General features: G+C 62.1%; 24 protein-coding genes. 14 read left to right on the top strand and 10 right to left on the bottom strand.

Going from position 1 to position 20,369, the window contains the following annotated elements; all coding sequences use genetic code 11:
• Positions 1-14 precede the first annotated feature (14 nt).
• The gene (locus tag PWG15_RS18730; RefSeq protein WP_275022052.1) at positions 15-644 is read left to right on the top strand and encodes a hypothetical protein; all 630 of its coding nucleotides are present in this window, start codon (positions 15-17) and stop codon (positions 642-644) included.
• On the opposite strand, the gene PWG15_RS18725 is transcribed toward PWG15_RS18730, so the two are convergent.
• From PWG15_RS18725 to hslV, 5 genes are all read right to left on the bottom strand, one after another.
• The gene (locus PWG15_RS18725; RefSeq protein WP_275022051.1) at positions 598-1,992 is read right to left on the bottom strand and encodes a cytochrome P450; all 1,395 of its coding nucleotides are present in this window, start codon (positions 1,990-1,992) and stop codon (positions 598-600) included. The two genes, PWG15_RS18730 and PWG15_RS18725, sit on opposite strands and share 47 nt — an antisense overlap.
• 74 nt (positions 1,993-2,066) lie before the next feature.
• Positions 2,067-3,011, bottom strand: coding sequence for a DUF1402 family protein (locus PWG15_RS18720; RefSeq protein WP_275022050.1), 945 nt, complete (start codon positions 3,009-3,011; stop codon positions 2,067-2,069).
• 197 nt (positions 3,012-3,208) lie between these two features.
• Complete coding sequence (hslU, locus tag PWG15_RS18715) at positions 3,209-4,513, bottom strand: ATP-dependent protease ATPase subunit HslU (RefSeq protein ID WP_275022049.1); 1,305 nt, start codon at positions 4,511-4,513, stop codon at positions 3,209-3,211.
• Positions 4,510-5,034, bottom strand: a complete 525-nt coding sequence (locus PWG15_RS18710; RefSeq protein WP_275022048.1) for a GNAT family N-acetyltransferase — start codon at positions 5,032-5,034, stop codon at positions 4,510-4,512. Before PWG15_RS18710 ends, hslU begins: the two co-directional genes overlap by 4 nt.
• Complete coding sequence (gene hslV / locus PWG15_RS18705; protein WP_057252069.1) at positions 5,024-5,581, bottom strand: ATP-dependent protease subunit HslV; 558 nt, start codon at positions 5,579-5,581, stop codon at positions 5,024-5,026. Before hslV ends, PWG15_RS18710 begins: the two co-directional genes overlap by 11 nt.
• A gap of 239 nt (positions 5,582-5,820) precedes the next feature.
• On the opposite strand from hslV, the gene hisB reads away from it, so the two are divergent.
• From hisB to coaA, 7 genes are read left to right on the top strand one after another with little or no spacing between them, the layout of a single operon-like run.
• Positions 5,821-6,429 carry an imidazoleglycerol-phosphate dehydratase HisB gene (gene hisB / locus PWG15_RS18700; RefSeq protein ID WP_275022047.1) on the top strand — a complete coding sequence of 203 codons (609 nt, stop codon included), beginning with the start codon at positions 5,821-5,823 and terminating at the stop codon, positions 6,427-6,429.
• 24 nt (positions 6,430-6,453) lie between these two features.
• On the top strand, positions 6,454-6,924 hold the full coding sequence (locus PWG15_RS18695) for a DUF2628 domain-containing protein (protein ID WP_275022046.1): 471 nt from the start codon (positions 6,454-6,456) through the stop codon (positions 6,922-6,924).
• Positions 6,924-7,574: an imidazole glycerol phosphate synthase subunit HisH gene (gene hisH / locus PWG15_RS18690; protein WP_275022044.1), complete on the top strand. Its 651-nt coding sequence runs from the start codon at positions 6,924-6,926 to the stop codon at positions 7,572-7,574. The genes PWG15_RS18695 and hisH overlap by 1 nt, the downstream gene beginning before the upstream one ends.
• Before the next feature lie 29 nt (positions 7,575-7,603).
• On the top strand, positions 7,604-8,341 hold the full coding sequence (hisA, locus tag PWG15_RS18685; protein ID WP_275022043.1) for a 1-(5-phosphoribosyl)-5-[(5-phosphoribosylamino)methylideneamino]imidazole-4-carboxamide isomerase: 738 nt from the start codon (positions 7,604-7,606) through the stop codon (positions 8,339-8,341).
• Positions 8,342-8,345: 4 nt separating this feature from the next.
• Positions 8,346-9,122: an imidazole glycerol phosphate synthase subunit HisF gene (gene hisF / locus PWG15_RS18680; RefSeq protein WP_275022041.1), complete on the top strand. Its 777-nt coding sequence runs from the start codon at positions 8,346-8,348 to the stop codon at positions 9,120-9,122.
• 16 nt (positions 9,123-9,138) lie between these two features.
• Positions 9,139-9,462: a phosphoribosyl-ATP diphosphatase gene (locus PWG15_RS18675; protein ID WP_275022040.1), complete on the top strand. Its 324-nt coding sequence runs from the start codon at positions 9,139-9,141 to the stop codon at positions 9,460-9,462.
• Complete coding sequence (coaA, locus tag PWG15_RS18670) at positions 9,459-10,451, top strand: type I pantothenate kinase (protein ID WP_275022039.1); 993 nt, start codon at positions 9,459-9,461, stop codon at positions 10,449-10,451. The genes PWG15_RS18675 and coaA overlap by 4 nt, the downstream gene beginning before the upstream one ends.
• Before the next feature lie 28 nt (positions 10,452-10,479).
• On the opposite strand, the gene PWG15_RS18665 is transcribed toward coaA, so the two are convergent.
• The 5 genes from PWG15_RS18665 to PWG15_RS18645 form a co-directional block, all read right to left on the bottom strand.
• Positions 10,480-11,091: an alpha-ketoglutarate-dependent dioxygenase AlkB gene (locus PWG15_RS18665; protein WP_275022038.1), complete on the bottom strand. Its 612-nt coding sequence runs from the start codon at positions 11,089-11,091 to the stop codon at positions 10,480-10,482.
• 11 nt (positions 11,092-11,102) lie between these two features.
• On the bottom strand, positions 11,103-11,537 hold the full coding sequence (locus tag PWG15_RS18660) for a hypothetical protein (protein WP_275022037.1): 435 nt from the start codon (positions 11,535-11,537) through the stop codon (positions 11,103-11,105).
• A 2-nt stretch (positions 11,538-11,539) separates the two neighbouring features.
• Positions 11,540-12,013, bottom strand: coding sequence for a peptidoglycan-binding protein LysM (gene lysM / locus PWG15_RS18655; RefSeq protein ID WP_275022036.1), 474 nt, complete (start codon positions 12,011-12,013; stop codon positions 11,540-11,542).
• Positions 12,014-12,091: 78 nt separating this feature from the next.
• Positions 12,092-12,526 carry an alternative ribosome rescue aminoacyl-tRNA hydrolase ArfB gene (gene arfB, locus PWG15_RS18650; RefSeq protein WP_275022034.1) on the bottom strand — a complete coding sequence of 145 codons (435 nt, stop codon included), beginning with the start codon at positions 12,524-12,526 and terminating at the stop codon, positions 12,092-12,094.
• A 114-nt stretch (positions 12,527-12,640) separates the two neighbouring features.
• Complete coding sequence (locus PWG15_RS18645) at positions 12,641-14,251, bottom strand: phosphoenolpyruvate carboxykinase (protein ID WP_275022033.1); 1,611 nt, start codon at positions 14,249-14,251, stop codon at positions 12,641-12,643.
• A gap of 324 nt (positions 14,252-14,575) precedes the next feature.
• On the opposite strand from PWG15_RS18645, the gene chvI reads away from it, so the two are divergent.
• The 6 genes from chvI (at position 14,576) to ahcY (ending at position 20,167) form a co-directional block, all read left to right on the top strand.
• On the top strand, positions 14,576-15,301 hold the full coding sequence (chvI, locus tag PWG15_RS18640; RefSeq protein ID WP_275022031.1) for a two-component system response regulator ChvI: 726 nt from the start codon (positions 14,576-14,578) through the stop codon (positions 15,299-15,301).
• A gap of 209 nt (positions 15,302-15,510) precedes the next feature.
• Entirely contained in the window at positions 15,511-17,298 is a 1,788-nt protein-coding gene (locus tag PWG15_RS18635; protein ID WP_275022030.1) for a sensor histidine kinase, read from the top strand.
• Positions 17,295-17,753, top strand: a complete 459-nt coding sequence (locus tag PWG15_RS18630; protein ID WP_275022029.1) for an HPr kinase/phosphorylase — start codon at positions 17,295-17,297, stop codon at positions 17,751-17,753. The genes PWG15_RS18635 and PWG15_RS18630 overlap by 4 nt, the downstream gene beginning before the upstream one ends.
• Before the next feature lie 156 nt (positions 17,754-17,909).
• Entirely contained in the window at positions 17,910-18,311 is a 402-nt protein-coding gene (locus PWG15_RS18625) for a PTS sugar transporter subunit IIA (protein WP_173517982.1), read from the top strand.
• Positions 18,311-18,601, top strand: coding sequence for an HPr family phosphocarrier protein (locus PWG15_RS18620; protein ID WP_043624332.1), 291 nt, complete (start codon positions 18,311-18,313; stop codon positions 18,599-18,601). Before PWG15_RS18625 ends, PWG15_RS18620 begins: the two co-directional genes overlap by 1 nt.
• Before the next feature lie 165 nt (positions 18,602-18,766).
• Positions 18,767-20,167: an adenosylhomocysteinase gene (gene ahcY / locus PWG15_RS18615; protein WP_275022027.1), complete on the top strand. Its 1,401-nt coding sequence runs from the start codon at positions 18,767-18,769 to the stop codon at positions 20,165-20,167.
• Positions 20,168-20,369 lie beyond the last annotated feature (202 nt).

The following is a 20,369-nucleotide window of genomic DNA, read 5'->3' as shown; positions in this document are numbered from 1 at the left end:
GGAGACACCCGCGCATGCTCGAAGGCCGCCGCCCGCCTGTTTTCGCCTGCTTCCTGTTGGCCGTTTTCATCTGGCTTCCGCTGGGCTCGGCCCAAGCGCAGGACGCTGCGGAAGAAGAGTACAAGCCGCAGTTGCCTGACGTTTCGATCTACAAGGCGATGCTCGACGCCAACAAGCAGACCGGCTGGGTGCAGTTTCGAGATTATGACGACCGGCAACTGATCTATTTCACCGCATTGCAGACGATGCATTGCCGGCTATCGGAAATCCGCTATTCGATCAATTCGGACGCCCTCGACCAGCGCTTCCCGCTAGCGAAGTGCAATCCGCAGATCCCGTTCAACCTGCCGGCCGACGAGACGGCCGAGTATGTCTATATCTCGCTTCCAGCCAACGAGGCCAAAACGTTGACGATCCAGGCGGTCTGGGACGATGGCGCCGGCAGCGAAATCGTCGTCTACAAGCCCTGCGACAATGTTGGCGACGCCACTTGCGCCCAGATCAAGACGATCAAGAAACCATCGAAACAACTGCAGCAGCCGAAGCCGGCCGATTCACCGGTGCGCTCGGTGCAGTCGCCGATCCCGGGCAAGACCTTCAGCGAACCGACACCTTCATCGGCAACCCGCCCCGCGGTTGAGTAGTGAGCCGCTGCACCGGCCAGGGATTGGTCTCCTCGGTCGGATCGAAGCGGTAGCGATGCATCATCACCGCGAGCGCGATCACGGCCTCCTGTAGCGCGAATGTGGCGCCGATGCAGACGCGCGGGCCGGCGCCGAAGGGCAGATACTGATAGCGGTGCAGCTTCTCGCGGTTTTCCGGCAGGAAGCGCTCGGGCATGAACGCACGGGGCTTCTCCCAGTAGAGCACGTGACGATGCAGCGTCCACGGCATGATCAGCACGGCAATGCCCTTGGGGATGCGCACCCGCTGTCCGGTGGGCGAAGTCCATTCGTCCTCCTCGATGGCGGCGCGGTTGATCGACGGCGCCGGCGGATAGAGCCGCATCGCCTCCTCGAAGGCGGCAAGGACATGCGGCATCAGGCCGAGCCATTCGACCGGATCGGCGCCGCTTGCGATCGCGGCATCGATTTCCGCCTCCATCGTCTCGCGATAGGCCGGCGTGTTGGCAATGCAATAGAGCGTCCAGGCAAGCGCGCGCGCGGTCGTCTCATGACCGGCACCGATGAAGGTCAGGATGTTGTCCTCGATCTCGGCGGTCGAAAGACCCTGGCTGCCCTCGATCTCGAGAAGCAAGGTCAGGAAATCCTTGGGTGTACCTTCGGGATCCTCCACCATCTTCCGCCGCCTGAGCGCCATCGTCTCAGAAACGATCGACCGAAACCGGTTCATCACTTTTCTTCCGCCAATCCGGGTCGGGCGCGGTACCCACTCCGGCGCCAGCAGGATATCCATCGGATCAACGCGCCCCATGCGGTGCAGCAGTTCTTCGACACTCTGGACGAAGCCTTCCCGCTCGACCGCGACTTCACCGGAAAATAACGTCTCGGCCAGGATGTCGAAGGTCAACTCCGTCATGTCATTGGCGATGTTGGTCGTGAAGGGAGCCATATTCGCGCCGGCATAGCGCTCGACGAATGCTTCCGAGCTTCGCAACATCTGGCCGGCGAAACCCTTGGCGTGGCGCGGTGTGAACACGGGCGCCATGGCTTTGCGCGAACGTTTCCACACCTCACCTTCTGCGGTCAGCAGGCCATCGCGCAGGATCGGCCTGAGGATCAGCCGGCGCACCTTCGACATTTCATAGTTGCCGACGTTGTCGACGAGGATGTGACGGATGAGGCCGGGATCGTTGACGATCAGGGTACGCTGGGTGACGAATTTCGTCTCGATCCAGGGCAAGGTGTAGGATGGCTCGCCCCACAGTTCGAGCGGGTTGCGCAGGACCGTCCTGATGATCTTCAGGTAGGAAGGAATGCCCACTCGAGGAACGGGAGCCGGCGGTTCGAAGGGCTCCGGACGCATGTCCATGGTGATTGCCTTTCTCGATTGCGCCAATGATTTCAGGTTTTTACGGCGCAATCAAGGAAAGTGCTTCACGTGAATCACAAGAGGCTTTCGAGGTCCGACAGCTTGTCGTTGACGAGCCAGCCGTAATAGTTTTCCTCCGGCCATTGGGCCTGGCCGCTCTGGATCTTCGCAGCAAGTGCAGCAGCGCGCCCATCCGGATTGCCGACATTGTAAAGTGTCGCCGTTACCCCGGGATTGGTCGAAATGTCGACACCGGCGATCGACTTGTAGGCGTCGATCGAATGGCGGATCGAGGCCGCCATGTAGGCGAGCGAGACATCCGGATCCATGATCGCTTCATAGACGCCGGCGGCGTTGTTCTCGTCGAGACGGTCATAGCCAGACGTCTTCGAGACGATATCGGTCAGCATCAGCGCCGTCAGCGGGTTGATCTGGCCAAGGCCGAAGGTCTGGCCGGCAAAGAACGGCTGGAAGAACACGGCACTGAAGCGGTTGTTGGGGAAGGACTTGCCGCCGACCGACTTGCCGCGGAAGTCGTTGTCCCAGACCCGCTCGCGGCAGCTCCAGAGCGCATAGGCACCCTTGTTGGCGCCGCATTCGGAAAACTGCGGGCGGGCGACGAATTCAGCAACGGTCTCGCCGTCATAACCGAACTGGAAGCTGTTGCCGGCGTAAGCTGCCGCCTTGACGTAATAGGACTGCAGTCGGTCGTAAGCGTCGACATTGTAGGTGTGTTCGCCGACGATGGCGCCCACCATATGGATCGGCTGAATGCCATAGGCGCGCGACACGGACTTGATCTTGCCGATCAGCTGCTTGTCGGTCGCCAGCAGATCGCGGACTTTCTCGAACTTGGCATCGAAGGAGGTGCGGCCGGCCTTGGTGCGGCGCACGGAAGCGCCGGGGATCGCCGGCTGCTCGACGTTGCGGTTGCCCGGCGGAACGTCGGTCGCTGCGAATGACTGGCTCGCGGTCAGGCAAAACGTGGCGATAGCGAGCATGCAGGCGGTAAAACGCACGATCTCTTCTTCCTATGACTGGTGGAGGCTGCCTCGGTCGGCGGTGCGGCTCCTACGCCAAGATCATGTCGGAAAGATGCCCGGACCACGATCAATTTTAAGCGTCCGTGTTAGAAAAATTAAGGCCGCCTGTCGAGAGACAGGCGGCCTGCGTATTCAGGGTTGCGACCGTATGCGCGCTCGCTTCGACTGAAATGTCACAGGATGTAGCGCGACAGATCGGTGTTGGCGGCCAGGTCGCCGACATGCTTGCGCACATATTCGGCGTCGATCGTCACGGCCTGACCAGCGCGATCGGGCGCATTGAACGAGATCTCGTCCAGCACCCGCTCCATCACCGTCTGCAGGCGGCGGGCGCCGATGTTCTCGACCGTGGCGTTCAACTGCACGGCGACATCGGCGAGCGCGTCGATCGCATCGTCGGTGAAGTCGAGCTTGACCTCTTCGGTGTCCAGTAGCGCCTTGTACTGGCGGATGAGGCTTGCCTCGGTTTCCGTCAGGATGCGACGGAAGTCTTCCTTGGTGAGCGCCCTGAGCTCGACGCGGATCGGCAGGCGGCCCTGCAATTCCGGCAGGAGATCCGAGGGCTTGGCCACATGGAAGGCGCCGGAAGCAATGAAGAGAACGTGGTCGGTCTTCACCGGCCCATACTTCGTCGCAACGGTCGTGCCTTCGACGAGCGGCAGCAGGTCGCGCTGCACGCCTTCGCGCGATACGCCGGCACCCATGCCACCCTCTCGCGAAGCGATCTTGTCGATTTCGTCGAGAAAGACGATGCCGTCGTCTTCGACCGCCTTCACCGCTTCGCGCTGGATCTGCTCGTTGTCGAGCAGCTTGTCGGACTCGTCGTCGATCAGGAGGTCGTAGGAGGCCTTGACCGTCGTCTTGACCTTCTTGGTGCGGCCGCCCATCGCCTTGCCGAACATTTCCGAGAGGTTCAAGACGCCGATATTGGCGCCGGGCATGCCCGGGATTTCGAAGCCGCCAGGCGAACCGGTTTCGGCGAGATCGACCTCGATCTCCTTGTCATCGAGTTCGTTGGCGCGCAGCTTCTTGCGGAAACTGTCGCGCGTCGCCGGCGAAGCCGTGGCCCCGACCAGGGCATCGAGCACCCGCTCTTCGGCATTCTGGTGCGCCTTGGCCTTGACCTCTGTCCGGCGCTTTTCGCGCACGAGCCCGATCCCGACCTCGACGAGGTCGCGGATGATCTGCTCGACATCGCGGCCGACATAACCGACTTCGGTGAACTTGGTCGCCTCGACCTTGACGAAGGGCGCGCCGGCGAGCTTGGCCAGACGGCGGGAAATCTCGGTCTTGCCGACACCGGTCGGGCCGATCATCAGGATGTTCTTCGGCATCACCTCGTCGCGCAATTCGTCTCCCAGCTGCTGGCGGCGCCAGCGGTTGCGCAGCGCGATCGCCACGGCGCGTTTGGCGTCGTTCTGGCCGATGATGAAACGGTCGAGTTCCGACACGATTTCTCTGGGTGAAAACGTACTCATGTAGTCCTCTCAAACTCGGTGCGCGTCAGCTCCATAAGGAGTGTGCGACCGGATGCATCAATCCATTCTGCGTAGGGCACGAAGCCGGCCTTGGTGTAGGCGCTGACGGCGCGGCGGTTGCCGGCGTCCGGATCGATGACGATCCTTGGCGCACCGGCGGCAAAGAGCCGTTCGGCAAAGGCCCGGAGCGCCAGCGGGGCAACACCCCTGCCCGTCAATTGCGCGGGGCCGACGAAGATGTCGATACCGGGCACGTCGACGGGCAGATCCTTCGCCCAGGGCTCCTCGTCCGGGTACTGAAATGGTATCCAGGACTGGATGTAGCCCGCCGGTTCGCCGGCCACGTGGAAGATGAAGCCCTCCACCTCTCCGGTCGCACAGCCTTCGCGGATCAGTTCCACTTCCTTGTCGGGTTCGCCCCACCATTGCCGCACATGCGGTTCGCTCAGCCAGGCATGCAGCATCGCCAGGTGGCTGTCGGCCACCGGAACGAAGCTGACATGAGGCCGCTCATTCGGCATCCAGCGTCTCCACCACGATATTGTGGTTGGTATAGACGCAGATGTCACCGGCGATCTGCAGTGCCCTGCGAGCGATATCTTCGGCAGACTTGTCGCTGTCCATCAGGGCGCGGGCGGCTGCAAAGGCGTAGTTGCCGCCGGAACCGATGGCGATCGTGCCATGCTCGGGCTCAAGAACGTCGCCGTTACCGGTGATCGCCAGTGTGATCGATTTGTCGGCCACCAGCATCATCGCTTCGAGATTGCGCAGATACTTGTTGGTGCGCCAGTCCTTGGCAAGCTCGACCGCGGCGCGCATCAGCTGGTCGGGATACTGCTCGAGCTTTGCCTCGAGCCGCTCCAGAAGGGTGAAGGCGTCGGCGGTGGCACCGGCAAAACCGGCGATCACGTCGCCCTTGGCAAGCCGCCGCACCTTGCGGGCATTGCTCTTCATCACGGTCTGGCCGAGGCTCACCTGGCCGTCGCCGGCCATGACCACCTTGCCATCCTTGCGGACCGTGATGATGGTCGTCGCATGCATCGTTCCGTAGGGATTGTGTTCACTCATGAAGTTACCTGTCGGCCCCTGATACTTGGGGCGTTTACTTGGGGGCGTTACGGCTCGAGAGCGAGCCTGGTTGCTTGAGGCCTATGTAAGTACGGCAGACACATTTGCAAATGGCAACAGCCCAAGGGCGCAATCTTCGTTCGGGGCCTGCTGTCGGATGATTCGAATCGACGCTCAAGTTCTGGATATTTCAGCTTTTGCCTGATAAGGAGCCGCGTCAGCGTATTGAGGAGAGCCCGATGGCCGAAGCCACGTCCAGCCGCACTGCAGAGGTTTCGCGAAAGACCAACGAAACCGCCGTGTCCGTATCGGTTAACATCGACGGCACCGGCGTTTCGAAGATCTCGACCGGCGTCGGCTTCTTCGACCATATGCTGGACCAGCTCGCCCGCCATTCGCTGATCGACATGGAGATCAAGACCGACGGCGATCTGCATGTCGATGATCACCATACGGTCGAGGATACGGGCATCGCCATCGGCCAGGCACTCGCCAAGGCGCTCGGCGACCGGCGCGGCATCACCCGCTACGCCTCGCTCGACCTCGCGATGGACGAGACGATGACGCGTGCGGCGGTCGACGTTTCCGGCCGGCCGTTCCTCGTCTGGAACGTTGCTTTCAGCGCGCCGAAGATCGGCACTTTCGACACGGAACTCGTGCGCGAATTCTTCCAGGCGCTCTCTCAGCACGCCGGGATCACGCTGCATATCCAGAACATCTACGGCGCCAACAACCATCATATCGCCGAAACCTGCTTCAAGTCCGTCGCCCGCGTGCTCCGCACGGCAACCGAAATCGACCCGCGCCAGGCCGGCCGCGTTCCCTCGACCAAGGGGACCCTTGCCTAAGCGGCCAGTCACTGGCTGAGACTCATGGCTTCATATCTGATCCTGACCCCGCCGGGCGCGCATGCCGACGATGAGCGTGCGCGCTTCGTCGCCGACGGCTTCTCCTGGTGGGCTTTTCTCTTCCCGGCGATCTGGCTTCTCACCAAGCGGCAATGGGCGATCGGAATCGCAGTTGCTGTTTTGCAGATTTCGTTAATCTCCCTCTTGAGCCACGGAGACGGCTTCCTGCCGTCGTTGCTGGCGCAGCTCGCCTTGCGCCTTGTCGTCGCCCTGGAAGGTCCCGTTCTGGTGACCCGCAGCCTGACGGCCCGCGATTGGACGCTGCGCTCGATCGTGCCGGCACCAAACCTCGAAACGGCGGAAGAGATCTATTTCACGAGCGTGGCCGTAGCCGAGAAAAGGCCGGCAACGCCCTCCCCGGCCGATTGGACCATGCGCCAGCCTGCAAAAGGCGGCACCGGTCTCGGCCTCTTTGATTCCTACGGAGAACGCTGATGCGCGTCGCCATCATTGACTACGGCTCGGGCAACCTGCGCTCGGCCACCAAGGCCTTCGAACGGGCCGCACGCGAGGCGGGCATTTCCGCCGAGATCGACCTCACCGACAAGCCGGAACGGGTCGCAAGCGCCGACCGCATCGTGCTTCCGGGTGTCGGCGCCTATGCCGACTGCCGCCGCGGTCTTGCCGCGGTCGAGGGCATGGAGCAGGCACTGAACGAGGCTGTGGAGCAGGCGGGCCGGCCATTCCTTGGCATCTGCGTCGGCATGCAGCTGATGTCGTCGCGCGGGCTCGAAAAGACCGTCACCCACGGCTTTGGCTGGATCCCCGGCGATGTCGTCGAGATGACGCCCACTGACACCACGCTGAAGATCCCGCAGATCGGCTGGAACACGCTGAAGCTCAAGCGTGAACATCCGTTATTTGACGGCATCCGGGTTGGCGAGGACGGCTTGCATGCCTATTTCGTGCATTCGTACCATCTGGCGGCCGAAAACGCCGGCGACGTGGTCGCTGAAGCCGACTATGGCGGACCGGTCACGGCCTTCGTCGCCAACGGCAACAAGGCGGGCTCGCAGTTCCACCCGGAAAAGAGCCAGGCTCTTGGCCTTGCCCTCATCTCGAATTTCCTGCGCTGGAAGCCCTGAGGCTTTCGCACGACTGATTGGACAGACCCATGATCCTATTTCCCGCGATCGACCTGAAGGACGGGCAATGCGTGCGCCTGAAGCTTGGCGACATGGACCAGGCGACGGTTTACAACCCCGACCCGGCAGCCCAGGCCCGCGCGTTTGAAGACCAGGGCTTCGAATGGCTGCACGTGGTCGACCTCAACGGCGCCTTTGCCGGCGAGACGGTCAACGGTGCGGCCGTCGATGCCATCCTCAAGGCGACGAAGAACCCGGTGCAGCTCGGCGGCGGCATCCGCACACTTGACCATATCGAAAACTGGCTGTCGCGCGGGCTTGCCCGCGTCATCCTCGGAACGGTCGCCGTGCGCGACCCGGCGCTCGTGATCGAAGCCTGCGCCAAGTTCCCGGGCAAGGTTGCCGTCGGCATCGACGCCAAGGGCGGCAAGGTCGCCGTCGAAGGCTGGGCCGAGGCCTCCGAGCTCGGCGTGATCGAGCTTGCCAAGAAGTTCGAGGGCGCCGGCGTCTCCGCGATCATCTATACCGACATCGACCGCGACGGCATCCTGACCGGCATCAACTGGGCCTCGACGCTGGAACTGGCGGATGCGGTTTCCATTCCGGTCATCGCGTCGGGCGGCCTTGCCTCGATGGACGACATCCGCCGCATGGTCGCGCCGGATGCACGCAAACTCGAAGGCGCCATTTCCGGCCGCGCGCTTTATGACGGCCGCATCGATCCGCAGGAAGCGCTCACCCTGATCCGCGCCGCGAGAAAGGCTTGAACCCATGTCTCTCAAAGCCCGTGTCATTCCCTGCCTCGACGTCAAGGACGGCCGTGTGGTCAAGGGCGTCAACTTCGTCGACCTGATCGACGCCGGCGACCCGGTGGAGGCAGCGCGCGCCTATGACGCCGCCGGCGCCGACGAGCTCTGCTTCCTCGACATCACCGCCTCTTCGGACAATCGCGAGACGATCTTCGACGTCATCGCCCGCACCGCCGAACAGTGCTTCATGCCGCTAACGGTCGGCGGCGGCGTGCGCCAGGTTTCGGATATCCGCAAGCTGCTGCTTGCCGGAGCCGACAAGGTGTCGATCAACACTGCTGCAGTCAAAAACCCGGAATTCGTTGCCGAAGCCGCCGACAAGTTCGGCAACCAGTGCATCGTCGTTGCGATCGACGCCAAGAAGGTGTCGAAAGACGGCGAAGCGGACCGATGGGAAATCTTCACCCACGGCGGCCGACAGCCGACCGGCATCGACGCGATCGACTTTGCCCGCCGGGTCGTCGACCTCGGCGCCGGCGAGATCCTTCTGACCTCGATGGATCGCGACGGAACGAAGAGCGGCTACGATATTGCTCTGACCCGCGCGGTTGCCGATGCGGTTCGCGCGCCGGTGATTGCGTCCGGCGGCGTCGGAAACCTCGACCACATGGTTGCGGGCATCCGCGACGGTCACGCGACCGCCGTGCTCGCCGCCTCCATCTTCCACTTCGGCACCTATAGCATTGGCGAAACCAAGCGCTATATGGCAGAGCATGGCATCGCCATGCGCCTCGACTAAAGGTTCAGGATTTCCCATGGCCGACTTCACACTTTCCGACCTCGAGGCCATCGTCGCGACACGCGCGAAGGCAGCGCCGGACGAATCCTGGACGGCAAAACTGGTGGCGAGCGGCCAAGCGAAAGCGGCCAAGAAACTCGGCGAGGAAGCGGTCGAGACGGTGATTGCGGCCATCAGCAACGACCGTGCGAATCTCGTCGCCGAGAGCGCCGATCTCCTCTATCATCTGATGGTCGTATTGAAGATCGCCGACGTTCCGTTGCAGGATGTGCTGAACGAACTTGCGCGGCGGACCAACCAATCCGGCCTGCAGGAAAAGGCAAATCGGCAGACCCCATGACGATAGCGGCGAAAGACATCGAAGCAGCCGACCTGCCCGACAACCCTGAGAAGCGGGACTATTCGCCCTATCATTTCTTCACCGCCGAGGAATGGTCACGTTTCCGTGCCGACACGCCGCTGACGCTGACGGCCGACGAGGTGCAACGGCTGCGCTCGCTGAACGACCCCGTCGATCTCGGCGAGGTTCGCCAGATCTACCTGTCGCTGTCGCGCCTGCTTTCGACCCATGTGGAATCGTCGCAGATGCTGTTCGAGCAGCGCAAGCGCTTCCTCAGCATGTCCGAAACGAAGACCCCCTTCGTCATTGGCATTGCCGGATCGGTTGCCGTCGGCAAATCGACGACAGCCCGTATCCTGGCGCAGCTGTTGTCGCGCTGGCCATCGAGCCCGAAGGTCGATCTGGTGACGACCGACGGTTTTCTCTATCCGAACGCCGTTCTCCAGCGCGAAAACATGATGGATCGCAAGGGCTTTCCGGAGAGCTACGACGTCGGCGCGCTGCTGCGCTTCCTGTCGGCGATCAAGGCCGGCCAACCGAACGTCAAGGCGCCGAGCTATTCGCACCTGACCTATGACGTGCTGCCGGACCAGTTCACCGTCATCGACCGACCGGATATCCTGATCTTCGAAGGCATCAACGTGCTCCAGTCGCGCAACCTGCCCGCCGATGGCAAGATCGTGCCGATGGTCTCGGATTTCTTCGACTTCTCGATCTATATCGATGCCGAGGAAAGCCTGATCCACAGCTGGTACGTCAACCGCTTCATGCGGCTGCGCGAAACCGCGTTCAAGAACCCGGAATCCTATTTCCATCGCTATGCCACCATCAGCGAGGATGCGGCCCGCGCCATTGCCGAGGGCCTCTGGCACAACATCAACCTGAAGAACCTGCACCAGAATATCCTGCCGACCCGGCCGCGCGCCGACCTGATCTTGCAGAAGGGTCCGAATCACCTGACCGAGAAGGTGGCGCTCCGGAAGCTCTGAGCCTTTGATGCCGCTTCAGGACTAACGCTCAAGGATTGACGCGGCGGAGCGTGAGATTGACCCGGCCGCCGTTCTTCAACAGCGTCGACGTGTCCGGATAGATGCGGTCGACGCCGTGGAAAGCGAGCCGCCCTTCCCCGCCCAGCACCACGACATCGCCGCTTTCAAGCCGGAAGGACATGGTCTGGCCGCCGCGATTGTTGCCGCCGACGCGAAAGAGGCAGCTGTCGCCGAGCGAAATCGACACGACCGCCGTTTCCAGGTCGCGCTCATCGCGGTCCTGGTGCAGGCCCATGCGCGCCTCTTCGGAATAGAAGTTCACAAGGCAGGCTTCCGGCGCCTTTTGGCTCGCGGAAACTGCGTGCCAGATCTCGAGCAGAATGTCCGGCATCGGCGGCCAAGGCCGGCCGGTCACCGGATGCTGAGCCTGGTAACGATAGCCACGATCGCGGTCGGTGACCCAGCCGAGCGAGCCGCAATTGGTCATGCGCACCGACATCGGTTTGCCGGTCTTCGGCATTTCCGGCACGAACAGCGGCGCGTCGGCAACGACTGACCGAATCGCCTCGACAAGCTGTTCCTGCCGGGCGCGATCGAGATAGCCCGGAATATGTCTGATCCCTTTCGGGAGCACCTGCATCGAAAATGCCCCTATTGCTCCAGGCCGAGAAGTGCTGCCGGCACGCCGTAGCGAAGCGGCCAGCCGGCATAAGCGACATCCGTCGGCCCGACGACATGATCGACCAGGTTCCAGCGCCCGTTCTGGAAGCTGACGAGTGCGAACACCGTCAGGCCATCCATCATCTCGGCCTCGTCGCGCAATCCGGTTTGCGCAAGGTCGATCGTCCCGCCTCCCGGTCGCTGCGGCTCTACCTGCATGAAGGCCCAGTTGGGCGCCGCGCGCATGGTGGTCACGACAAACTCTACGGGCCCTCGCATTTCGGCCTCGACCGCCGGACGGATCGCGTCGAGGATTGCGCCACGTTCGGTGCTACCCTTTGCCGGCTCACGGAACGGCTGAGCGAAGGCGGCGCCGGCGAGGCAAACCCCCACAAGCGCCGCAAGAACGAAACGTCTGACAGGCACGCTCAGGCCGCGTCCAGATCCGGAATGCGCAGAACCTGACCGGGATAGATCTTGTCCGGATGCGTCAACATCGGCTTGTTCGCCTCGAAGATCAGCGTGTTCTTGGCGCCCTTGCCCTTGCCGTATTGTGCCTCGGCAATCTTCCAGAGGTTGTCGCCCTTCTTGACCGTGTAGAAGACCGGTGCCTTGGCCGGTGCCGGCGCTGCACCGGCATCGGCGACCTTGAGCTCCGAGGCTTCGACCGCAGAGACGCCGAGCGTGTTGCCGACGGCAACGACAGCCTTTTCGAAGACGCTCTGGTCCTTCACGACACCCTTCAGCACGACCTTGTCACCGGCCACTTCGACCTGCACGTCCTTGGTGCCGAGATCGTGGGATGCAAGCTCCTTCTGAACGCTTGCGGCATCCGGAGCGTCATCGTCGCCGCCGATGCCAAGCTTCTTGCCGGCGTTCTTGATAAAGCTGAAAAGACCCATGAATATCTCCTTTTGCAAAAACACTGCTCGATAAGAGAGGGCGCCGCCTGCCAAAGGCAAGGAGCGGAGGAAAAGAAATCAGTCTCCGGCCGGCCGCCCGCGAAGCTTCTTGATCTCGCCCCGCCCGGACTTCTCCTTGAGGCGGCGCTCGACGGAGCCGCGGGTCGGTTTCGTTTTCTTGCGTGGCGGTGGCGGCGGCTCGGCGGCCTTGAGAATTAGCTCCTTCAGGCGCTCGCGCGCGTCTTCGCGGTTGCGCTCCTGGCTGCGAAAGCGGCTCGCCTCAATCATCAGCACGCCCTCTTTCGAGGCGCGGCGGCCGGCGATCTTCAGCGCATTGGCCTTGATGCGATCGGAGAGGGCCGGAGAGGCCAGCACGTTGAAGAACAGTTGCACGGCCGTCGACACCTTGTTGACGTTCTGCCCGCCCGGGCCGCCGGCCAGCACGAATTGCTCCGTCAGCTCCCAGCCGGCAATCACGATACTGTCGTTTATGTAGAGCGGATCGCTAGCCATGGTTCACCTCGCCCCGATCTATGGCACAGAGCGAACCTCTTGAAAACATTCGCCACGAAAACGAAAAACCCGGCCGCGGGGGCCGGGTTTCACGTGAATCATAGCCGACGATGATTATTCGGCGGCGAGCTTGGTGCCGGGAGCCGCGTCGCGGACACTGCCGTCTACGTGTTCTTCGAACTTGGCGAAGTTGGCGATGAACATATCGACGAGGCGGCGAGCCTGCGCGTCATAGGCCGTACCGTCGGCCCAGGTCGAGCGCGGATCGAGGATGCCGTCGTCGACGCCCGGGACCGAGACCGGAACGGCAAAGCCGAAGTTGGCATCGGTGCGCAGCTCGGCCGCGTTGAGCGAACCGTCGAGTGCGGCGGCGAGCAGCGCACGCGTCACCTTGATCGGCATGCGGCTGCCGGTGCCGTAGGCGCCGCCGGTCCAGCCGGTGTTGACCAGCCAGCAGGTGACGCCGTTCTTGGCGATCAGATCCTTAAGCAGGTTGCCGTATTCCGACGGATGACGCGGCATGAACGGCGCGCCGAAGCAGGTCGAGAAGGTGGCTTCCGGCTCGGTAACGCCCTTTTCCGTGCCGGCGACCTTGGCGGTGTAGCCGGAGAGGAAGTGGTACATCGCCTGTTCCGGCGTCAGCTTGGCGATCGGCGGCATCACGCCGAAGGCATCGGCCGTCAGCATGATGATCGTGCGCGGCTGCGGCGCCGTGCCGGTGGCGCTGGCGTTCGGGATGAAGTCGAGCGGATAGGCGCAACGGGTGTTTTCCGTCAGCGAGCCATCGTCGAAATCCGGAACACGGCGCTCATCGAGAACGACGTTTTCCATGACGGTGCCGAAGCGGCGGGTCGTCGCGTAGATTTCCGGTTCGGCAGCTTCCGACAGACGGATCGCCTTGGCGTAGCAGCCGCCTTCGAAGTTGAAGACGCCGTGCTCGCCCCAGCCATGCTCGTCGTCGCCGATCAGCGTGCGGGTCGGGTCGGCCGAAAGCGTCGTCTTGCCGGTACCCGAAAGACCGAAGAAGATCGCCGTATCGCCTTCCGGGCCGACATTGGCCGAGCAGTGCATCGGCATGACGCCCTTTTTCGGCAGCAGGTAGTTGAGAACGGTAAAGACCGACTTCTTCATTTCGCCGGCATAGGACGTGCCGCCGATGAGGATCAGGCCGTTGGTGAAGTCGCAGGCAATAACCGTCTCGGTGCGGCAGCCGTAGCGTTCCGGATCGGCCTTGAAGCTCGGCAGATCGATGATCGTCAGCTTCGGCAGGAAGGAGCCCAGTGCCTCGCGGGCCGGACGGATCAGCAGATTGCGGATGAACAGCGAGTGCCAAGCATATTCGGTGACAACGCGGGTCGGAAGGGCGTTGTCGGCATCGGCGCCGCCGACGAGATCCTGCACATAGAGCGACATGCCCTTGGCGTGATCGAGCATGTCCTTTCGCAGCAGGGCGAAATGCTCCGGAGACATCGGCTTGTTGTTGTCCCACCAGATCTGGTCGTCTGTGTTTTCATCGCGAACGACGAACTTGTCCTTCGGCGAACGGCCGGTGTGCTGGCCGGTGCGGGCAACAAGCGCGCCGTGTGCCGTCAGCTCAGCCTCGCCGCGGCGAAGAGCTTCTTCATAAAGCTCTGCGGCTTCGAGGTTGTACCGGACCGTTTCAAGGTCGATAAAGCCGAGTTTTTCCAAGCCGTTCGCGAGATTGCGAGTGCCGAGTTGCTCCATGGTCAAGCTTCCTTCGTGTTTGGCCATTGGCGTTGAATTTCGCCGGACCATACTTGCATGCTCGCTCAAAAACAAGGCGGCGTCAAAAAAAGAATAATGATTTCAGTATATTAATCGATTTAAAGAAAATTATCGTTTTTTTAATCGGTTGAATTCGGCCTGACGAACACCAATCTGACAAGGCCTATCCTATCGTCACGACAGGTGCTTTTTGCGCTTCGCCACAATTTGTTCCACCTTTATACTCACTAACGCACCCGTGACTCGCGAATGCCGGAGTTTTCGGGGACGAGACCGGCACCTCAAAAGACGGAGTTGAACACGATGCAGACCATCGCGCTTGTCGATGATGACCGGAATATTCTGACGTCCGTATCCATCGCCCTGGAGGCGGAGGGCTACAAGGTCGAGACCTACACCGACGGTGCTTCCGCGCTCGAGGGCCTGCTCGCCCGGCCGCCACAACTTGCGATCTTCGACATCAAGATGCCGCGCATGGACGGTATGGAGTTGCTGCGCCGCCTGAGACAGAAATCCGACCTGCCGGTGATCTTCCTCACCTCCAAGGATGAAGAGATCGATGAACTCTTCGGCCTGAAGATGGGCGCCGACGACTTCATCACCAAGCCGTTCTCGCAGCGCCTGCTGGTCGAACGCGTCAAGGCGATCCTGCGACGCGCCGCAAACCGCGAAGCGGCCGCCGCCAACCCCACCAACCCCGCCAAGGCCTCCGATGCGCCGTCGCGCTCGCTTGAGCGTGGGCAGCTGGTGATGGACCAGGAGCGCCACACCTGCACATGGAAGAGCGAGCCGGTCACGCTGACGGTGACGGAATTCCTCATCCTCCATTCGCTCGCCCAGCGTCCGGGCGTGGTCAAGAGCCGCGACGCACTGATGGACGCGGCCTATGACGAGCAGGTCTATGTCGACGACCGCACCATCGACAGCCACATCAAGCGGCTGCGCAAGAAGTTCAAGATGGTCGACAACGACTTCGACATGATCGAGACGCTTTACGGTGTCGGCTACCGTTTCCGGGAAATGGCCTGAGCCGCGGGACTTGCCTTCGCGCCGATTGTGGCGCATTCAGAAACGGCGCGACGGGAGCACGGCCAAGGCCGCCCTTGAAACCTCGTCGCGCCATCGGACCTCTGGGCCGGAACCACACAAAGTGAACGACGGCGCCGCGCCCGGTACTCGGGCCGTGTCACCGTTGCAATCGAGAGAACGTGACAGAAGTCCGCGCGGGAGCGGGACATTTGGTAGAAGTCTTGCAGGGCGACATAGAAGATCTTGACGGACGTGCGCAGGCACACGGCGGCCAGCGCCGCTGGGCGCATCCCTTCACGCTCATTCGCCGCCTGTTCGGCAACGCCGTCTTTTCGAGCCTCACCCGCCGCATCGTCTTCTTCAACCTGGTGGCACTCGTCGTCCTGGTCGGCGGCATCATGTATCTCAACCAGTTCCGCGAGGGGCTGATCGATGCACGTGTCGAAAGCCTGCTGACGCAGGGTGAAATCATCGCCGGCGCCATCTCGGCTTCCGCCTCGGTCGATACCAACTCGATCACCATCGATCCCGAAAAGCTGCTTGAACTGCAGGCGGGCCAGAGCATCACGCCGCTGCCGAGCGACGAGGATCTCGACTTTCCGATCATCCAGGAACGCGTTGCGCCGGTCCTGCGCCGGCTGATCTCGCCGACACGCACCCGCGCCCGCCTCTTCGACGCCGACGCCGACCTGCTGCTCGATTCCAGACATCTCTATAGCGGAGGCCAGGTGCTGCGCTTCGACTTGCCGCCGATCGAGCCGGAATCGACGGGCATCGGCGAGAAGCTCAACAGTTGGCTGAACAAGCTGCTGCAGCCCGGCAACCTGCCGCTCTACAAGGAGCCGCCGGGTGGTAACGGCGCGATCTATCCCGAGGTCACCAACGCTCTGACCGGCGTGCGCGGCTATGTCGAGCGCGTTACCGAAAAGGGTGAGCTCATCGTTTCGGTCGCCGTTCCCGTCCAGCGTTTCCGCGCCGTGCTCGGCGTGCTGCTGCTATCAACGCAAGCCGGCGACATCGACAAGATCGTCCAGGCCGAGCGCCTCGCCATCATCCGCGTCTTCGGCGTGGCTGCGCTCGTCAACATCATCCTGTCGCTGCTTCTGTCCTCGACGATTGCCAACCCGCTCCGGCGTCTGGCCGCAGCGGCCGTCCGCGTGCGCCGCGGTGGTGCCAAGGAGCGTGAGGAAATCCCCGATTTCTCCTCCCGCCAGGACGAGATCGGCAATTTGTCCGTCGCGCTCCGGGAAATGACGACCGCGCTCTACGACCGGATCGCAGCGATCGAGAATTTTGCCGCCGACGTCAGCCACGAGTTGAAAAACCCCCTCACCTCGCTGCGCAGCGCCGTCGAAACCCTGCCGCTGGCGCGCACTGACGAATCGAAGAAGCGGTTGATGGACGTCATCCAGCACGATGTGCGCCGCCTCGACCGTCTGATCAGCGATATCTCGGACGCCTCGCGGCTCGACGCCGAACTCGCCCGCAGCGATGCCAAGATCATCGACCTCGAAAAACTGCTGGGCGACCTCGTCGATATTTCGCGCCAGATCCGCAGCAAGAAGAAAGCGGTGCTGCTCGACTTCGTCATCGACCGCAAGGACAGCCCGAAGGCGCGCTTCGCCGTCAGTGGTTACGAGCTGCGCATCGGCCAGATCATTACCAACCTGATCGAGAACGCCCGGTCCTTCGTTCCCGAAGACAGCGGGCGGATCGTCGTGCGCCTGACGCGCTCCCGTTCGCGTTGCCTCGTCTATATCGAGGACAACGGCCCGGGTATCCAGGCGGAAGACATCGACCGCATTTTCGAGCGCTTCTACACCGATCGGCCTGAGGGTGAGGATTTCGGCCAGAACTCCGGCCTCGGCCTGTCGATCTCCAGGCAGATAGCCGAAGCCCATGGCGGTACGCTGAAGGCGGAAAACATCGTCGCGCAGGACGGCCGCATCAGCGGCGCGCGCTTCATCCTGTCGCTACCCGCCGAGCCGCACGCGTGACCACGACCCGCGCCAATGTCCACGGCACAGCCATCGTGCTCGGGACGCGCGGCTTCCTGATCACCGGCCCTTCCGGCAGCGGCAAATCCAGGCTGGCACTTGCATGCATTGCAGCCGCACGGCAGGCCGGACACTTCGCGGCTCTCGTCGCTGACGACCGGGTGGATCTGAGCCTGGAACAGGACAGGATCGTTGCGCGCTGCCCGCCATCCATTCACGGCCTGATCGAAATCCGCGGCGCCGGTATCGGCAAGATCGAAACCGTGCCTGCGGCGGTGATGGACTGGGCCCTGTTGCCCGTAAGCCCGCCTTTCGACCCGCGGCTACCGCCGGAAAACGAGACGCTGCCCCTGCCATTCGGGCGAGTACTGCCGATTGTTCGCGTTCCCGTTGAAGAGGGAGTGCTTGCTCTCAATATTTTGCATGCGCTCATCGCTGAAAAAATAGGATTCTAGCCCGATTTACCGTCAGCGAGGCTGGTTTTTCAGCATTTTTGGCTTGCACTTCCCCTTTTCCTTGCCAAGATGGCCGCCCCAACAGGTGGACGAAATTGCTGCATTGCGATATCTGGCCATCAGTGAATTGCGTGTGCAGTTGGAGCGAAGATACCCATGATCGGACTTGTGCTTGTCACCCATGGCAAGCTGGCTGAGGAATTTCGACTTGCGCTCGAGCATGTCGTCGGTCCGCAAAAAGCTATAGAGACCGTCTGCATCGGCCCCGAGGACGACATGGACCAGCGTCGGCAGGATATCCTCGACGCCGTCACCACTGTCGACGAAGGCAACGGTGTCATCATCCTGACCGACATGTTCGGCGGAACGCCTTCCAACCTCGCCATCTCAGTGATGCGCAGCGGCACTGTCGAAGTGATAGCCGGCGTCAACCTGCCGATGCTGATCAAGCTCGCCGGCGTGCGCGGCGAGAGCGACATGGACAAGGCGCTGGTCGAGGCCTCGGAAGCCGGGCGGAAATACATCAACGTCGCCAGCCGCGTCCTGAGTGGTAAGTAATGGATCATCGTCCCGACATGTCGCTGACGCGCGAACTGCTGATCATCAACAAGCGAGGCCTGCATGCGCGGGCATCCGCGAAGTTCGTGCAGACAGTCGAGGCCTATGACGCCGAGATCACCGTGTCGAAGGACGGCATGACGGTCGGCGGGACGTCGATCATGGGACTGATGATGCTGGCCGCCAGCACCGGCTGCAGCGTCTGCGTGACCGCTAGCGGCGCGCAGGCCGAAGAGGCGTTGAACGCGCTTGATGCGCTGGTCGCCGACAAGTTCGGCGAAGAAATCTGACGGACAATATAAAGATATAAAGACTTCTTTATATCGATATTGCCCTCTCCCCTGATTCCTGATAGATCGGTCGCACTCTCACCGTGTCGGTAGGCGCGGGAGGCATAATCGCGCCGCAGTTCGGTTGAAGCCATGCGGCTTGAAGAGATCAGCCCGGAGAATTCCATGACCACCACTCAGGACTATATCGTCGCCGACATCGGTCTCGCCGATTTCGGGCGCAAGGAAATTGCGATCGCCGAAACGGAAATGCCGGGCCTGATGGCCTGCCGCGAAGAGTTCGGCGCTTCCAAGCCGCTGAAGGGCGCGCGCATCACCGGCTCGCTGCACATGACCATCCAGACCGCCGTTCTGATCGAGACGCTCGTTGCCCTCGGTGCCGACGTGCGCTGGGCGTCCTGCAACATCTTTTCGACCCAGGACCACGCCGCCGCTGCAATCGCTGCAAGCGGCGTTCCGGTCTTCGCCGTCAAAGGTGAGACGCTCGAAGAATATTGGACCTACACGGACAAGATCTTCCAGTGGGCCGATGGCGGCGTCTCGAACATGATCCTCGACGACGGTGGCGACGCCACCATGTACATCCTGCTTGGCGCCCGCGCCGAAGCCGGTGAGGACGTGCTCTCCAACCCGGGCTCCGAGGAAGAAGAAATCCTCGTTGCACAGATCAAGAAGCGCCTTAAGGCTTCGCCGGGCTGGTTTACCAAGCAGCGCGATGCCATCAAGGGCGTGACCGAAGAAACCACCACCGGCGTCAACCGCCTGTACCAGCTTCAGGCCAAGGGCCTGCTGCCGTTCCCGGCAATCAACGTCAACGACTCGGTCACCAAGTCGAAGTTCGACAACAAGTACGGCTGCAAGGAATCGCTCGTTGACGGTATCCGCCGCGGCACCGACGTGATGATGGCCGGCAAGGTCGCCGTCGTCTGCGGCTACGGCGACGTCGGCAAGGGTTCGGCAGCTTCGCTTTCCGGCGCCGGCGCCCGCGTCAAGGTTACTGAAATCGACCCGATCTGCGCGCTCCAGGCGGCCATGGACGGTTTCGAAGTCGTTCAACTCGAAGACGTCGTCTCGTCGGCCGACATCTTCATCACGACGACCGGCAACAAGGACGTCATCCGCATGGACCACATGCGCGAGATGAAGGACATGGCGATCGTCGGCAACATCGGCCACTTCGACAACGAAATTCAGGTCTCCGCACTGCGTAACCTGAAGTGGACGAACATCAAGCCGCAGGTCGACATGATCGAGTTCCCAAAGGGCAACCGCATGATCCTGCTCTCGGAAGGCCGCCTGCTGAACCTCGGCAACGCCACCGGCCACCCGTCCTTCGTGATGTCCGCTTCGTTCTCCAACCAGGTCCTGGCGCAGATCGAGCTCTTCACCAAGGGTGAGAAGTACAAGAACGAGGTTTACGTCCTGCCGAAGGCGCTCGACGAGAAGGTCGCTCGCCTGCACCTGAAGAAGCTCGGCGCCAAGCTCTCCGAACTTTCCGAAGAGCAGGCCGACTACATCGGCGTGAAGACGCAGGGCCCGTTCAAGGCTGAGCACTACCGGTACTAATCCTTACCCGGGCAATCCACAACATCTTGTGGCCGCGTTCTTGACAAGAGAGCGCGGCCGCTTTTTTGGGCCTCTCCCTTCCCGACGATTCGACTAGGAAGTATGCTCTAACCCATTGATTCGTGATGCCGGTGCGGACCTTGGGCATCACGGATGGGATGTCTTGTCGATAAGCGGCAAACAGACGGAGACAGACCGGGGA

Source organism: Ensifer adhaerens, assembly GCF_028993555.1.
Lineage (GTDB): Bacteria > Pseudomonadota > Alphaproteobacteria > Rhizobiales > Rhizobiaceae > Ensifer > Ensifer adhaerens_I.
The sequence above is the reverse complement of the archived record's forward strand: the minus strand, read 5'-3'. Positions and strand labels throughout refer to the sequence as shown.

What these genes read in the sequence shown, in the direction of transcription:
- PWG15_RS18730 (WP_275022052.1), top strand. Translation starts at nt 15, where the DNA reads ATGCTCGAAGGCCGCCGCCCGCCTGTTTTCGCCTGCTTCCTGTTGGCC.
- PWG15_RS18725 (WP_275022051.1), bottom strand. Translation starts at nt 1,992, where the DNA reads ATGGACATGCGTCCGGAGCCCTTCGAACCGCCGGCTCCCGTTCCTCGA.
- hslU (WP_275022049.1), bottom strand. Translation starts at nt 4,513, where the DNA reads ATGAGTACGTTTTCACCCAGAGAAATCGTGTCGGAACTCGACCGTTTC.
- PWG15_RS18710 (WP_275022048.1), bottom strand. Translation starts at nt 5,034, where the DNA reads ATGCCGAATGAGCGGCCTCATGTCAGCTTCGTTCCGGTGGCCGACAGC.
- hslV (WP_057252069.1), bottom strand. Translation starts at nt 5,581, where the DNA reads ATGAGTGAACACAATCCCTACGGAACGATGCATGCGACGACCATCATC.
- hisB (WP_275022047.1), top strand. Translation starts at nt 5,821, where the DNA reads ATGGCCGAAGCCACGTCCAGCCGCACTGCAGAGGTTTCGCGAAAGACC.
- PWG15_RS18695 (WP_275022046.1), top strand. Translation starts at nt 6,454, where the DNA reads ATGGCTTCATATCTGATCCTGACCCCGCCGGGCGCGCATGCCGACGAT.
- hisH (WP_275022044.1), top strand. Translation starts at nt 6,924, where the DNA reads ATGCGCGTCGCCATCATTGACTACGGCTCGGGCAACCTGCGCTCGGCC.
- hisA (WP_275022043.1), top strand. Translation starts at nt 7,604, where the DNA reads ATGATCCTATTTCCCGCGATCGACCTGAAGGACGGGCAATGCGTGCGC.
- hisF (WP_275022041.1), top strand. Translation starts at nt 8,346, where the DNA reads ATGTCTCTCAAAGCCCGTGTCATTCCCTGCCTCGACGTCAAGGACGGC.
- PWG15_RS18675 (WP_275022040.1), top strand. Translation starts at nt 9,139, where the DNA reads ATGGCCGACTTCACACTTTCCGACCTCGAGGCCATCGTCGCGACACGC.
- coaA (WP_275022039.1), top strand. Translation starts at nt 9,459, where the DNA reads ATGACGATAGCGGCGAAAGACATCGAAGCAGCCGACCTGCCCGACAAC.
- PWG15_RS18665 (WP_275022038.1), bottom strand. Translation starts at nt 11,091, where the DNA reads ATGCAGGTGCTCCCGAAAGGGATCAGACATATTCCGGGCTATCTCGAT.
- lysM (WP_275022036.1), bottom strand. Translation starts at nt 12,013, where the DNA reads ATGGGTCTTTTCAGCTTTATCAAGAACGCCGGCAAGAAGCTTGGCATC.
- arfB (WP_275022034.1), bottom strand. Translation starts at nt 12,526, where the DNA reads ATGGCTAGCGATCCGCTCTACATAAACGACAGTATCGTGATTGCCGGC.
- PWG15_RS18645 (WP_275022033.1), bottom strand. Translation starts at nt 14,251, where the DNA reads ATGGAGCAACTCGGCACTCGCAATCTCGCGAACGGCTTGGAAAAACTC.
- chvI (WP_275022031.1), top strand. Translation starts at nt 14,576, where the DNA reads ATGCAGACCATCGCGCTTGTCGATGATGACCGGAATATTCTGACGTCC.
- PWG15_RS18625 (WP_173517982.1), top strand. Translation starts at nt 17,910, where the DNA reads ATGATCGGACTTGTGCTTGTCACCCATGGCAAGCTGGCTGAGGAATTT.
- PWG15_RS18620 (WP_043624332.1), top strand. Translation starts at nt 18,311, where the DNA reads ATGGATCATCGTCCCGACATGTCGCTGACGCGCGAACTGCTGATCATC.
- ahcY (WP_275022027.1), top strand. Translation starts at nt 18,767, where the DNA reads ATGACCACCACTCAGGACTATATCGTCGCCGACATCGGTCTCGCCGAT.